The organism is Ruegeria sp. D7 (assembly GCF_056534355.1).
On the sequence record NZ_JBQFPG010000003.1, the window covers coordinates 71781 to 84159 of the forward strand.

Here is a 12379-nt window from a genome sequence, read left to right on the forward strand (position 1 = left end):
CCCCTTCTCAGCCAGCCGCAACGGCGGGTTTCGCACTTTCCCGGTACCGTTCGACCGCAGCAACGTCGCTTTCAGCCTCGAGCATCAGCATCAGCGAATGCAGCTGTTCAAGATCGCGAAGTTCGACATTGATCATCAGCCGATAAAAATCCGGTTTGCGGTCGACAAATTCGAGGTTCGAGATATTGGCCTTTTTCTCGCCGATCAATGTGCAAATACGCCCCAGCACCCCGGCATCATTGCCGATGGTCAAATCCAGCGTCGCGCCATAGACGGCGGGGTGGGTGCCCGAATGCCAGTGCAGATCAACCCAGCGCTCGGGTTCATTTTCAAACTCGGTCAGGCGATCGCAGTCGATGGCGTGCACGACAACACCCTTGCCGCGATATGTAATTCCGACGATGCGCTCGCCCGGCAGTGGCTGGCAACAGGGGGCACGATCGAATTTCTGGCCCGGTTCAAGCCCGATCACAGCGCGACGGGGCGAGATCGCGTCGCCATCATCCTTGGTGAGTTCGGGATATACCGCTTCGACCACCTCATGGGCGGTCAATTCGGCACTGCCCAGACGGGCCAGCAACTCGTCCCGATCTTTTAAACGCAGGTGTTTGGCAGCGGTTTCCAGCGCCTTGTCGGTGGCTTTGCGGCCCAGGTTTTCGAACCCGGCGCGGGCCAGTTCCTTACCCAGCTTGATGAAGCGTTCCCGGTCGACCTCGCGCAACGCGCGGCGGATCGAGGTGCGGGCTTTGCCGGTAACCGCGATCTCAAGCCAAGTGACCTGCGGGCTCTGGCCATCGGCGGTGATGATGTCCACCGATTGACCGTTCTTGAGCCGGGTCCAGAGCGGCACACGAATGCCATCAACCTTGGCCCCCACGCAGGCATGACCAATGCGGGTGTGGATTGCGTAAGCAAAATCAATCGGCGTCGCCCCACGCGGCAGTTTCACCACATCGCCCTTGGGGGTGAAGCAGAACACCTGGTCCGAATACATCTCGAGCTTCACAGCTTCGAGGAAATCCTCATGATCATCCTCACTGTCGAATTGCTCGGTCAGGTTTGCGATCCACTTTGCCGGGTCAACCGCAAAGGGGTTTTCGGACCGCACACCGTCGCGATAGGACCAGTGCGCTGCAACGCCGGTTTCGGCCACATCGTGCATCTGACGAGTGCGGATCTGGACCTCGACCCGTTTGCCGTCGCGCCCCGAAACCGTTGTGTGGATCGAGCGATAACCGTTCGATTTCGGCTGGCTGATATAGTCCTTGAATCGCCCTGGCACGGCGCGCCAGCGCTGGTGGATGGCACCGAGTGTGCGATAGCAGTCTTCTTCGGTCTGGGTGATGATGCGGAACCCGTAGATGTCGGACAGACGTGAGAAACCCTGATCCTTTTCCTGCATCTTGCGCCAGATCGAATAGGGTTTCTTGGCGCGACCAAAGACTTCGGCTTCAATGCCCACCTTTTCCAATTCGTGCCGCATGTCGCCGGTGATGCGATGGATCACGTCGCCGGTTTCGCGTTGCAGAGTGATAAAACGGCGGATGATCGATTGGCGGCCTTCGGGGTTCAGGACGCGGAAGGCAAGGTCTTCGAGTTCCTCGCGCATCCATTGCATCCCCATCCGGCCCGCAAGCGGCGCGTAAATATCCATTGTCTCACGCGCTTTTTGCACCTGCTTTTCAGGGCGCATCGCCTTGATCGTGCGCATGTTGTGCAGGCGGTCGGCGAGTTTGACCAGAATAACCCGAAGGTCCTTGGACATGGCCATGAACAGCTTGCGGAAATTCTCGGCCTGTTTGGTCTCACGGCTGGACAGCTGCAGGTTGGTCAGCTTGGTGACGCCATCGACCAACTTGGCGACCTCATCCCCGAACAGTTCGGTGACCTTGCCATAACTGGCTTTGGTGTCTTCGATCGTGTCGTGCAACAGGGCCGTTATAATGGTTGCATCATCCAGACGCTGTTCAGTCAGGATGGCGGCAACTGCAACGGGATGAGAGAAATAGGGCTCGCCGGAATGGCGGAACTGGCCTTCATGCATCTGTTGCCCAAATTCATAGGCCCTTTCGATGCGGTCGGCATTTGTCTTGGGATTGTAATTGCGGACCAGCGCAATCAGGTCTTCTTCTGAAATCATCCGGTCCGCACCTTTGTCGCTTGGGTTACCCCTGGCCCTGGGCCTCCATCAGAGCGCGCAGGAGCTTTTCTTCCGACATGTCGTCATCCGCAGGCTTGTCAGATTCCGCACCCATCAGCAGGGCCATCTGATCTTCTTCGGGCTCATCAACCTCGATCTGGGTCTGGTTGGCTTCGATCAGACGCTCGCGCAGCTCATCAGCGCTTTGGGTTTCGTCGGCGATTTCGCGTAGCGAGACGACAGGGTTCTTGTCGTTATCGCGGTCAACGGTGATCGGGCCACCAGCAGAAATCTCGCGCGCCCGGTGGGCTGCAAGCATCACCAGTTCGAACCGGTTCGGGACCTTGTCTACACAATCTTCGACCGTAACGCGGGCCATGGGGCGCTCTCCGTAAATGAATCCGTGGCAGGAAGGGGTTTATCTAAGCGCGAATCCCCGCCTTGACAAGCAAGAAATGCCGCAAATGCGAGGATCACAGAGGCTTGACCTCTGCCACCTCATCGGGCGGCAAGGCTGCAACCATCTGCGTCACTGTCCGGTCCAGAACGGGATGGCGCCAATCGGGGGCGACATCCATCATGGGAACAAGCACAAAAGCGCGGTCCTGCAAGCGCGGATGGGGCAGGATAAGGTGTTCCGGCGCAGATTTGGTTTGATCTTCGGGGGGAAGGGTCAGCCAGCGCTGAAATTCGGCGTCATCCGGCAGCACAAGTTCATCCCAACAGACCAGATCGAGGTCCAGAGTGCGCATGCCCCAACGCTGTTCACGGGCGCGCTCAAAATCATGTTCGATGCGGTGCAGCAGGTCCAGAACACCCTGTGGCGTGAGGTCCGATTCGATCAAAACCGCTGCGTTGACATAGTCCGGCCCTGCCCCTGCCGGAAAGCATGGGGTGGCAAAAAACTGGCTTGTCTTGCGAATCACCAAGCCCGCCTCGGCCATCGCGATCAGCGACCGCTCAAGTGTCACCTTGGGCCCACAACCTCTCAGACTGAGATTTGCCCCTAGGGCAATGACCGCTTTTGACAAGGTTTTGTCCACTTCAGACCCCATATTCGGACCAGAGAATACTTGCGATAAAGCCTAAAACACCTATTTTAAGGACACCATTGCACTGACCTATTACTTTATCACTCACGGAGCTCACGGTGCGGTGGCTTATACCGGAAGGACCATTTTATGTTTTACAAGGACGAACGGCTAGCGCTGTTCATCGACGGCTCGAATCTTTATGCAGCCGCCAAAGCACTGGGGTTTGACATCGACTACAAGTTGCTGCGTCAGGAATTTATGCGCAGAGGCAAACTGCTTAGAGCTTTCTACTACACAGCGCTACTGGAAAATGACGAGTATTCCCCGATCCGGCCTCTGGTGGACTGGCTGCACTATAATGGCTTCACCATGGTCACCAAACCGGCCAAGGAATACACCGACAGCATGGGGCGTCGGAAGGTCAAGGGAAACATGGATATCGAGCTTACCGTCGATGCCATGGAACTGGCACCACGCGTTGATCATATCGTACTGTTTTCGGGCGATGGGGATTTCCGCCCGCTGATCGCAAGCCTGCAACGGCAGGGCGTACGTGTTTCCGTTGTTTCGACCATCCGTAGCCAGCCGCCGATGATCTCGGACGAACTGCGCCGCCAGGCCGATAACTTCATCGAGTTGGAGGATCTGCGCGACGTGATCGGCCGCCCTCCGCGCGAGATGCCGACTGAACCCCGCAGCGTCGCAGCTGCAGGCGGGCACTGACCCCACCAAACCCCACCACTCACCAATGGGGGTTGGCAAGAATATGCGCGGCCAGGGCCAGAAGCCCTGGCCGCGCGACTTTAAAGGTATAGGTGCTGAAAACACCCTTGTGCTAACAGCGATTCATGTCAGTGAAATGACGCAGTGCTGTCTGGACCATGGCAATGAAAAGACCTAGGTGTTCGGTCCAGGAGATCGCCGAATGACAAAGCCGCCGCTGACATTATATCTGGCCGCCCCGCGCGGGTTCTGCGCCGGTGTGGACCGTGCCATCAAGATTGTGGAAATGGCCCTTCAAAAATGGGGGGCGCCTGTCTATGTGCGCCATGAGATCGTTCACAACAAATTCGTCGTCGACGGTCTGCGCGCCAAGGGTGCCGTGTTTGTCGAGGAGCTGGACGAATGCCCTGATGATCGCCCCGTGATCTTCTCGGCCCACGGTGTACCCAAATCGGTACCCGCCACAGCAGCCCAGCGCGAGATGATATATGTCGACGCCACCTGCCCGCTTGTATCCAAGGTGCATGTCGAAGCGCAGCGCCACGCGGATGCCGGGCTGCAGATGATCATGATTGGTCACAAGGGCCACCCCGAAACCATCGGCACCATGGGGCAACTGCCCGAGGGCGAGGTGCTGCTGGTTGAAACGGTCGAAGATGTGGCGCAGGTCGCTGTGCGTAACCCCGAAAAGCTGGCCTTTGTCACCCAGACAACCCTATCGGTGGATGACACCAAGGACATTATTGCCGCGCTTGAGGCCCGCTTCCCCGCCATCGTCGGGCCGCACAAGGAAGACATTTGTTATGCCACCACCAACCGGCAGGAAGCGGTGAAAGCCGTCGCTCCGAAAGCCGATGCCTTGCTGGTGGTGGGTGCGCCGAACTCATCGAATTCACGTCGTCTGGTCGAGGTCGCCTCGCGCGCCGGATGCAGTTATGCGCAGCTGGTGCAGCGCGCGACCGAGATCGACTGGCGTGCGCTGGAAGGAATTTCCAGCATTGCGGTTAGCGCCGGGGCATCCGCGCCCGAGGTGCTGGTGAACGAGGTGATCGATGCATTCCGCGACCACCACGATGTCACCGTCGAGCTGGTCGAAACCGCTGTCGAGAATGTCGAGTTCAAAGTTCCCCGCGTATTGCGGGAACCAGCATGAGCGGCATCCCCCGCGCGCCGTTATTCCTTGGTTTGACTGGGCTGATCCCGTTTGTCTGGGGCGCGCTGACTTATCTGAACGGTGATTTGAACGATTGGGGTCGGCAGACGCTGGGGTCGCGCTTCGTGGGGCCGTATATTCAGCTATTCTATGGCTCGGTGATCCTGAGTTTCATGTCGGGCGTGCTGTGGGGCTTCGCCACCAAAACCTCAGGCAGCAAAGCTGCGGCCTGTTACACTTTGTCGGTGTTGCCTGCACTTTGGGCATTTTTCACGACCGGCGGCGGTCCGGTGAATGCGGGCACCAACCTGATGTATGGGTTTGCGGGCTTGCTTTTGCTGGACGCCATGTTCTCATATTGGCGGTTGACCCCGGTCTGGTGGATGCGGCTGCGCGTCCTGCTAACCGCTGTCGTGCTGACCTGTCTTGCTGTGGGAGTTTACCTGTGAGTGATGAACGGACCATCAAGGCCTACACGGATCGCGTTGCGGATTACCTAAGGATCCCCCTGCCCGCCGAGCAGCTAGAGGCGCGTCAGGCTTTTGTAGATGCGGTCCGCGAGGGTGGATATGTGCTGGATCTGGGCTCGGGTCCCGGATCAGACAGCGCGTTTTTGATGCGGCAAGGGCTGAAGGTACGGGCGCTGGATGCAACCCCTGCCTTTGTTGAACATGCGCGGAGCAACGGTGTTGACGCCCACCTTGGCACCTTCGAAGACGTCACCGAGGTGGCAGAGTATGACGGCGTCTATGCCAGTTTCTGCCTGCTGCACGCCCCGCGCGTCGATTTCCCGCGTCATCTGGACGCGATCCACACCGCACTGAAGCCGGGCGGGCAGCTGTTTCTGGGAATGAAGCTGGGCACGGGCGAGCATCGCGATGATTTGGACCGTTACTATACCTATTATTCAGAGACCCAGATCAAGGACGCCCTGACCTCGGCAGGTTTCACCATTGATCGTACCGTGCAGGGAATGGGGAAGGGTTTGGCCGGGTCTTACGACGGGTTCATTCTGGTATTCGCTCATGCCTGATCTCTTTGCATATACCGATGGTGCCTGTTCCGGAAATCCCGGCCCCGGCGGCTGGGGCGTACTGCTGCGCGCGATGGATGGCGAGACCATCCTGAAAGAACGCGAGCTGAGCGGAGGCGAAGCCGAGACAACCAACAACCGGATGGAACTGCTGGCTGCAATCAGTGCTTTGGAGACGCTGGAGCGGCCCTCGAAACTGACTATCGTCACCGACAGCGCTTATGTGAAGAACGGCGTTACGGGATGGATTTTCGGGTGGAAGCGGAACGGCTGGAAGACGTCGAACAAGAAGCCGGTCAAAAATGTCGATCTGTGGCAGCGGCTGGATGAGGCGCAAGAGCGGCATCAGGTGACATGGGAATGGGTCAAGGGTCATGCGGGCCATCCCGAAAATGAACGCGCGGATGAGTTGGCACGCGCCGGCATGGCCCCGTTCAAACCTAAGAAGGCGCAGGCGTGAGCGGGCTTGCCCTGCTGGATTACGCCTCGGTTTTGGTCTTTGCGCTGACCGGTGCGCTGGTGGCCAGCCGAGCGCAGCTTGATCTGGTCGGGTTTGCCTTCATCGCCTGTCTGACGGCAGTGGGCGGTGGTACCGTACGCGACTTGCTGCTGGACCGACATCCGATCTTCTGGGTCGGTCAGCCCGCTTATATCCTGATCGCTTGCGGCGCTGCGGTGCTGGTATTTTTTACCGCTCATCTGGTCGAAAGCCGGTATAATTGGCTGGTCTGGTTGGACAGTTTCGCCCTGTCCATCGCGGTCGCCGCTGGCACGGGTGCAGCGTTGTCACTGGATCAATCCGGTATCATCGTAGTGCTGATGGGGGTGACCACGGGCTGTTTGGGCGGCTTGATGCGTGACGTGGTGTGCAACGAGGTGCCGCTGGTACTGAAACAGGGTGAGCTTTATGTATCCTGCGCCTTTATCGGAGCCTTGACCGCTGTGTTTGCCACCCGCCTCGGGCTGGAAGGCCTGCTGGCATTGGGCTTATGTGCATTGATTTGCTGGGCGTTGCGCGCCGGATCTCTGCTGTTCGGTTGGCAGTTGCCGGTTTACAAGGCCCGACCGCCTCGGCAATAGGGTAGAAACGGACAAGAGATCGCGATGACCTACAGACTTTCGTTTCTGGCCACGGCACTGCTGCTAACGGCATGTGCAGAGCAATACGCCCCGGTCAGCTTCACGGCAGTGGGCAATCAGATCGTCGCATCCGGAACGATCGACCACACAACGCTCAGCGCGTTTGAAGAAGTGATGGACGAAAACCCCGAGATCAAGACACTGGTGCTGCAAAATATCGAAGGTTCGGTCGATGATGACTCGAATGTGGTCTTCAGTCGCGTAGTGCGTGAGGAAGGGTTCGACACGGTGGTTCCGTCAAACGGGCTGGTGGCCTCGGGCGGCACCGATTTGTTTCTAGCGGGTAACCGACGCGTGCTGGAACCCGGCGCCTGCGTGGGGGTCCACAGCTGGGGCGGCGGCGGCTATGTCGCTGCGGAGCTACCCGAAGATCACCCCGAGCATGACCGGTATTTGAACTATTTCGAAGATATCGGCGTCGATCCCGACTTCTACTGGTTCACGCTGGATGCAGCATCCGAGGAAGAGATGCACTGGATGACGGCGTCCGAGGCGAACCGGTTCGACATGACTACACGGTCCGCCCCTCGCCTTGGCACTGCCGCAATCTGCGACGAACGTTAGCGACTGAGCAGCCGCGCGCCGATTTCCTTGACGAATTTCGCCGCCACCATGGCGGTCATGCCATAGGGATCGCGATGCGGGTTCAGCTCGACAATATCCGCGCCAATCAACTGGCCCTTGAACCGGTGGATCAGGTCGATCACCTCACGCGTGCTGAGGCCACCGGGTTCGTGATGCGACACCCCGGGGGCAAAGGCGGGGTCCAGCGCGTCAAGGTCCAGTGATAGATAAACCGGGCCATCAAAGCTGATCTCAAGATCGGGGCTCCAGTTGCGCATGTCGATTACCTCGACCCCGAACTTGTCGGCCTGTTCCTGTTGGTGCTTGTTCATGGTGCGGATCCCGACCTGCACCAGACGGTTGATCTTGCCGGTTTCCATCACGCGGGCAAACGGGCAGCCATGGCCCAGCGGGCCGATCTGCTGACTGTCATAGAGGTCGGGATGTGAGTCGATATGCAGGATATTCAGCCCCTCATACCGGTCGGCATGCGCCTTGATCAGCGGAAAGGCCACCGAGTGATCACCGCCCAATGACAGCAGCCGTGCGCCGGTTTCAATCCGGGCGGCGGCCCCTGCCTCGATCCGGTCGATGGGTTCCTGCCCCATCATCTCGAACACATCCAGATCGCCGGTATCCTTGAAACGGTCGGTTGCGCCCAGATCAGTGCCATCCTCGGCGGTCAGGTTGGCCGCGCCGGAATGCAACGCCTCGCGGATGCGACCCGGCGCAAAGGCGGGGCCTTGCAGGAACGAAGAATGCAGGTCCAACGGCACGCCCATCAGCGCGACGTCTCCGGCGGTCAGATCATGCGACATGAGAGGCCTTTCAACAAAGAATTGACGGGACATTGGTCGCAGATCACGGTCGGGTCAAGCGATCAGCGGCGGATATATGTCTGCCAAATCCATATCACCAAAAGCGCGCCCAGAACGGCGCCGATAAACCCTGAGAGCCATCCCATCACGGTGATGAGCGTGCGTAGGACCAAACCGCCCACCAAAGCGCCGACAATGCCGATCAGCATGGTGGTTGGAATATCGGCCTCGATCCGCATTAGGCGGGTGGCGAGGAAACCTGCAGCGGCTCCGACGATGATCAGGGCGATGATCGGCATATCATTTCCTCCAATGCGTGGGAACGATGATCAGCGCACCGATCGAGGACAGCACCGCGTCCAACCCCGGCGGGCCAAAGCTGATGCCGAACATGATGCGCACGAAATAGAACAGGAAAGCACCACCCACGCAGATGATGATCGACTGCAGATAGCCGTTATGGGTAAAGCCAGTCTGTTCAGACAGATAGCCTACGATCCCGGCAATCACGACCGTGCCCATCATGATCATGATCATGTACGCCTACTCCGATGACAGGCGGGTCCCGGCCGGCATGGGCCATCCCCGCAGAAAAGTTTCCCTATCCTGCGCGCCCTTGCCTGCCCGTTGCAAGCGCAGCAGCTCAACCGCGCCTTCGCCACAGGCCACGCGCAGGTGGTCATCCAGTACCTCGCCGGGCGTGCCCTGCCCTTCGGCCAGCCGCGAGGCGAGCAGCTTGATCCGGTGACCCTCGACCTCGGTCCATGCGCCGGGGAACGGGGAGAGACCGCGGATTTTTCTGTCGACTTCGGACGCGAGGGCCGACCAGTCGATCCGCGCCTCGGATTTGTCGATCTTGGCGGCGTAGGTTACGCCGACCTCGGGCTGCGGTTCGGGGGTCAGGCTCGGCAGCGTGTTCAGCGCCTCAACGATCAGCGCCGCACCCATGCCCGACAGGCGGTCATGGAGTTGCGCCGTGGTTTCCTCAATCCCGATCTCGGTGGCCTCGCGCAGCAGAACGGGGCCTGTATCCAACCCGGCCTCCATCTGCATGATACAAACACCGGTTTGCACATCGCCTGCCATGATCGCGCGGTGGATCGGGGCGGCCCCGCGCCAGCGGGGCAGCAGGCTGGCGTGGATGTTCAGGCAGCCATGGGTCGGCGCGTCCAGAATAGGTTGTGGCAGGATCAGGCCATAAGCGACGACGACCGCGATATCGGCGTTCAGCGCGGCAAAGCTGGCCTGTTCTTCGGGCGATTTCAGCGAGGTGGGGTGGCGAACGTCTAAGCCCAGCGCCAAGGCACGCGCGTGCACCGGGGTTGGACGGTCTTTTTTACCGCGACCGGCGGGGCGTGGCGGTTGGCAATAGACGGCGGCGATTTCGTGCCCGGCACGGACCAGCGCATCCAGCACCGGCACCGAGAAATCTGGCGTTCCCATGAAGATGATACGCATCCGTCCCTCCGTAGGATGGGGTTTCACCCCATCTTCTGTGCTTTGCGCAGCAGCATGTCGCGTTTGACCTTGCTGAGGCGGTCAAAATACATCCGCCCGTTCAGGTGGTCGATCTGGTGCTGCACGCTGGTGGCTTCGATGCCGACGAAATCGCGGCGGTCGATCTGGCCCTGTTCGTTGAGAAATTTCACAGTCACTGCGCGTGGCCGCTTCACCTTGGCGGACACGCCGGGCAAGTTCGGGCTGGCCTCGTCATGTTCACGCAGCTCAACCGAGCTATGCAGAATCTCGGGGTTGGCCAGTCGCACAGCTTTGCCCCGCTGGGTCGAGCCATCCACGACAGCCAGCCGCAGCATCACTCCGATCTGCGGCGCAGCGAGGCCAACGCCGGGCATCGCCTCCATCGTATCGATCATGTCATCCCAGATGGTGCGGATGTCGTCGGTGATTTCCGTGACATCCTCGGCCTTGGTGCGCAGGCGCTTGTCGGGCCACGGCAGGCAGGTCCGCACCGTCATGTACGGGCCTTTTCGCGCTTGAGCTTCTGCATTTTGCGCGTGATCATCTGACGCTTGAGCGGTTTGAGATAGTCGATGAAGAGCTTCCCGTTCAGATGGTCGATCTCATGCTGCACACAAGTCGCCCAGAGATCATCAAAGGTTTCCTGCTGCAGATTACCGTCACGGTCCAGCCAGGTGACATCAACCGTCTTCGGGCGCGTGACTTCGGCATATTGCTCAGGGATCGACAGGCAGCCTTCTTCGTAAACGTTGGTCTCGTCCGAGGAGGCGATGACCTCGGGGTTGAACATCACCAGTGGGCGTGGGGCCTCACCTTCTTCTTTGACGCAGTCCACCACGATCAGCCGGTCGAGCACACCGATCTGCGGCGCAGCAAGGCCAATGCCGGGCGCGTCATACATCGTCTCCAGCATGTCATCGGCCAGTTTGCGCAGATCGTCGGTGATGTCGGCCACCGGCGCGCAGACCTTTTTCAGGCGGGGATCGGGGTGGATCAGGATATTGCGTTTCATGGGGCTGATTTAGGCCATCGCGCCCGCCTCCGCAACGGCCCCCTTGCACCTTATGGATTTGTGGTTAGCTTTCGCCTCGACAGATGGAGATGACATGACTTTCAACGACCTGATCGACCGCCGGGGCACCAACTCTTCAAAATGGGACAAGATGGAGCAGCTTTACGGTGTCGCCCCCGAGGATGGGCTGGCCATGTGGACGGCTGATTCCGACTATGCCACGGCCCCTTGCGTGATCGAGGCGTTGCGGGAAGCGGCCGATCATGGCGCGTTTGGATATTCATGGATGCACCCGGATTATCTGAATGCAATCCAGTGGTGGATGAAGACACGCCACAACTGGGAGATCGACACCGATTGGATTCTGACCTCGCAAGGGTTGGGCAATGCGATTGCCCTGTGTCTGGATGTTTGGAGTGAACCGGGAGATGGCGTCGTGATCTTCACGCCCGTCTACCATGAGTTTGCCCATAAGGTGAACAAATCCGGCCGCCGCGTGGTGGAATGCCCGCTGGTGCGCGATGGCGACAGCTATGGGCTTGATCTGGACGATGCGCAGTCGCGGTTGGACGGATCAGAAAAGCTGCTGCTGTGGTGCTCGCCGCAGAACCCGTCAGGTCGGGTCTGGACGCCGGATGAACTGCGCGCTGTAGCGGCGTTTGCGGAGCGCAACGGGCTGATCCTTGTGTCGGACGAGATTCACCATGATCTGGTTTATCCGGGCAATACCTTCGTACCGATGGATACGGCCGCCCCCGACGCGCGCCCGTGGACGGTGACACTGACCGCGGCGTCGAAAACATTCAACATCGCCGGTCAGCGTACCGGCAACATGATCATTCCCGACGCCAAGCTGCGGGCCGAGATGCGGCACCGGATCACCACGCTGGACTATGACCCCAGTGCGTTGGGTGTGGCGATGATCACTGCCGCCTATTCGCCGGAAGGTGCAAAATGGGTCGATGAACAAATTGCCCACCTGGACGCGAACCGGAAGCTGTTTGATGCTGCCATCGCCGAGATACCGGGCCTGTGGTCGATGCCTCTGCAGGCGACCTATCTGGCATGGGTCGATTTTTCGGGCACGGGTATGAGCCACGATGAGTTTGTCCGCCGCCTACGCGAAGATGCGCGGATCGCGACATCCTCTGGCCCCGGTTTTGGCACCGGTGGAGAAACCTTCGAGCGCTTCAATCTGGCCACCCAACGCGAGCGGGTTGAAGAGGCCTGTGCGCGATTGAAGGCAGCCTTTGGCGATTTACAATGAACCCCGTTCAAAAAAA

General features: G+C 59.5%; 17 protein-coding genes. 8 read left to right on the plus strand and 9 right to left on the minus strand.

Translation table 11 applies throughout. The features are described 5' to 3' along the window. Positions 1–7: 7 nt before the first annotated feature. The 3 genes from ACRZ9U_RS05305 to folK form a co-directional block, all read right to left on the minus strand. Positions 8–2140 (minus strand): RelA/SpoT family protein, encoded by a 2133-nt coding sequence (locus ACRZ9U_RS05305; protein ID WP_170402310.1) that lies wholly within the window; start codon positions 2138–2140, stop codon positions 8–10. A gap of 25 nt (positions 2141–2165) precedes the next feature. Further along, a complete protein-coding gene (rpoZ, locus tag ACRZ9U_RS05310; RefSeq protein WP_010437681.1) occupies positions 2166–2519 on the minus strand; it encodes a DNA-directed RNA polymerase subunit omega in 354 nt (117 codons plus the stop codon). Positions 2520–2613: 94 nt separating this feature from the next. Beyond that, a complete protein-coding gene (gene folK / locus ACRZ9U_RS05315) occupies positions 2614–3195 on the minus strand; it encodes a 2-amino-4-hydroxy-6-hydroxymethyldihydropteridine diphosphokinase (RefSeq protein WP_170402313.1) in 582 nt (193 codons plus the stop codon). A gap of 126 nt (positions 3196–3321) precedes the next feature. On the opposite strand from folK, the gene ACRZ9U_RS05320 reads away from it, so the two are divergent. The 7 genes from ACRZ9U_RS05320 (at position 3322) to ACRZ9U_RS05350 (ending at position 7787) form a co-directional block, all read left to right on the plus strand. Continuing rightward, positions 3322–3897 (plus strand): LabA-like NYN domain-containing protein, encoded by a 576-nt coding sequence (locus ACRZ9U_RS05320; protein WP_039541714.1) that lies wholly within the window; start codon positions 3322–3324, stop codon positions 3895–3897. A gap of 202 nt (positions 3898–4099) precedes the next feature. After that, positions 4100–5050, plus strand: a complete 951-nt coding sequence (gene ispH, locus ACRZ9U_RS05325; RefSeq protein ID WP_480901361.1) for a 4-hydroxy-3-methylbut-2-enyl diphosphate reductase — start codon at positions 4100–4102, stop codon at positions 5048–5050. After that, entirely contained in the window at positions 5047–5499 is a 453-nt protein-coding gene (locus tag ACRZ9U_RS05330; RefSeq protein ID WP_170402319.1) for a DUF3429 domain-containing protein, read from the plus strand. Before ispH ends, ACRZ9U_RS05330 begins: the two co-directional genes overlap by 4 nt. Continuing rightward, on the plus strand, positions 5496–6083 hold the full coding sequence (locus ACRZ9U_RS05335) for a class I SAM-dependent methyltransferase (RefSeq protein WP_170402322.1): 588 nt from the start codon (positions 5496–5498) through the stop codon (positions 6081–6083). Before ACRZ9U_RS05330 ends, ACRZ9U_RS05335 begins: the two co-directional genes overlap by 4 nt. Then, positions 6076–6543, plus strand: a complete 468-nt coding sequence (rnhA, locus tag ACRZ9U_RS05340; RefSeq protein WP_170402325.1) for a ribonuclease HI — start codon at positions 6076–6078, stop codon at positions 6541–6543. The genes ACRZ9U_RS05335 and rnhA overlap by 8 nt, the downstream gene beginning before the upstream one ends. Next, positions 6540–7163 carry a trimeric intracellular cation channel family protein gene (locus tag ACRZ9U_RS05345; protein ID WP_170392625.1) on the plus strand — a complete coding sequence of 208 codons (624 nt, stop codon included), beginning with the start codon at positions 6540–6542 and terminating at the stop codon, positions 7161–7163. The genes rnhA and ACRZ9U_RS05345 overlap by 4 nt, the downstream gene beginning before the upstream one ends. Before the next feature lie 24 nt (positions 7164–7187). Continuing rightward, positions 7188–7787, plus strand: a complete 600-nt coding sequence (locus ACRZ9U_RS05350) for a COG3904 family protein (protein ID WP_170392626.1) — start codon at positions 7188–7190, stop codon at positions 7785–7787. Here ACRZ9U_RS05350 and speB read toward each other — a convergent pair. The 6 genes from speB to def (ACRZ9U_RS05380) form a co-directional block, all read right to left on the minus strand. Then, complete coding sequence (gene speB, locus ACRZ9U_RS05355) at positions 7784–8605, minus strand: agmatinase (protein WP_170402328.1); 822 nt, start codon at positions 8603–8605, stop codon at positions 7784–7786. The two genes, ACRZ9U_RS05350 and speB, sit on opposite strands and share 4 nt — an antisense overlap. Positions 8606–8667: 62 nt before the next feature. Next, complete coding sequence (locus ACRZ9U_RS05360) at positions 8668–8904, minus strand: GlsB/YeaQ/YmgE family stress response membrane protein (protein WP_170392628.1); 237 nt, start codon at positions 8902–8904, stop codon at positions 8668–8670. 1 nt (position 8905) lies between these two features. Continuing rightward, positions 8906–9142: a hypothetical protein gene (locus ACRZ9U_RS05365; protein ID WP_170392629.1), complete on the minus strand. Its 237-nt coding sequence runs from the start codon at positions 9140–9142 to the stop codon at positions 8906–8908. A 6-nt stretch (positions 9143–9148) separates the two neighbouring features. Next, positions 9149–10063 carry a methionyl-tRNA formyltransferase gene (fmt, locus tag ACRZ9U_RS05370; protein ID WP_170402331.1) on the minus strand — a complete coding sequence of 305 codons (915 nt, stop codon included), beginning with the start codon at positions 10061–10063 and terminating at the stop codon, positions 9149–9151. Positions 10064–10086: 23 nt separating this feature from the next. Next, positions 10087–10581: a peptide deformylase gene (gene def / locus ACRZ9U_RS05375; protein WP_170402334.1), complete on the minus strand. Its 495-nt coding sequence runs from the start codon at positions 10579–10581 to the stop codon at positions 10087–10089. Further along, positions 10578–11096, minus strand: a complete 519-nt coding sequence (gene def, locus ACRZ9U_RS05380; RefSeq protein WP_170392632.1) for a peptide deformylase — start codon at positions 11094–11096, stop codon at positions 10578–10580. Before def (ACRZ9U_RS05380) ends, def (ACRZ9U_RS05375) begins: the two co-directional genes overlap by 4 nt. Positions 11097–11190: 94 nt before the next feature. Here def (ACRZ9U_RS05380) and ACRZ9U_RS05385 point away from each other — a divergent pair, with 94 nt between their 5' ends. Then, positions 11191–12363 carry a MalY/PatB family protein gene (locus ACRZ9U_RS05385; protein WP_170402336.1) on the plus strand — a complete coding sequence of 391 codons (1173 nt, stop codon included), beginning with the start codon at positions 11191–11193 and terminating at the stop codon, positions 12361–12363. Positions 12364–12379: the final 16 nt, after the last annotated feature.

What these genes read in the sequence shown, in the direction of transcription:
- rpoZ (WP_010437681.1), bottom strand. Translation starts at nt 2,519, where the DNA reads ATGGCCCGCGTTACGGTCGAAGATTGTGTAGACAAGGTCCCGAACCGG.
- ACRZ9U_RS05385 (WP_170402336.1), top strand. Translation starts at nt 11,191, where the DNA reads ATGACTTTCAACGACCTGATCGACCGCCGGGGCACCAACTCTTCAAAA.
- rnhA (WP_170402325.1), top strand. Translation starts at nt 6,076, where the DNA reads ATGCCTGATCTCTTTGCATATACCGATGGTGCCTGTTCCGGAAATCCC.
- def (WP_170392632.1), bottom strand. Translation starts at nt 11,096, where the DNA reads ATGAAACGCAATATCCTGATCCACCCCGATCCCCGCCTGAAAAAGGTC.
- ispH (WP_480901361.1), top strand. Translation starts at nt 4,100, where the DNA reads ATGACAAAGCCGCCGCTGACATTATATCTGGCCGCCCCGCGCGGGTTC.
- def (WP_170402334.1), bottom strand. Translation starts at nt 10,581, where the DNA reads ATGACGGTGCGGACCTGCCTGCCGTGGCCCGACAAGCGCCTGCGCACC.
- folK (WP_170402313.1), bottom strand. Translation starts at nt 3,195, where the DNA reads ATGGGGTCTGAAGTGGACAAAACCTTGTCAAAAGCGGTCATTGCCCTA.
- fmt (WP_170402331.1), bottom strand. Translation starts at nt 10,063, where the DNA reads ATGCGTATCATCTTCATGGGAACGCCAGATTTCTCGGTGCCGGTGCTG.
- ACRZ9U_RS05305 (WP_170402310.1), bottom strand. Translation starts at nt 2,140, where the DNA reads ATGATTTCAGAAGAAGACCTGATTGCGCTGGTCCGCAATTACAATCCC.
- ACRZ9U_RS05330 (WP_170402319.1), top strand. Translation starts at nt 5,047, where the DNA reads ATGAGCGGCATCCCCCGCGCGCCGTTATTCCTTGGTTTGACTGGGCTG.
- speB (WP_170402328.1), bottom strand. Translation starts at nt 8,605, where the DNA reads ATGTCGCATGATCTGACCGCCGGAGACGTCGCGCTGATGGGCGTGCCG.
- ACRZ9U_RS05320 (WP_039541714.1), top strand. Translation starts at nt 3,322, where the DNA reads ATGTTTTACAAGGACGAACGGCTAGCGCTGTTCATCGACGGCTCGAAT.
- ACRZ9U_RS05360 (WP_170392628.1), bottom strand. Translation starts at nt 8,904, where the DNA reads ATGCCGATCATCGCCCTGATCATCGTCGGAGCCGCTGCAGGTTTCCTC.
- ACRZ9U_RS05350 (WP_170392626.1), top strand. Translation starts at nt 7,188, where the DNA reads ATGACCTACAGACTTTCGTTTCTGGCCACGGCACTGCTGCTAACGGCA.
- ACRZ9U_RS05365 (WP_170392629.1), bottom strand. Translation starts at nt 9,142, where the DNA reads ATGATCATGATCATGATGGGCACGGTCGTGATTGCCGGGATCGTAGGC.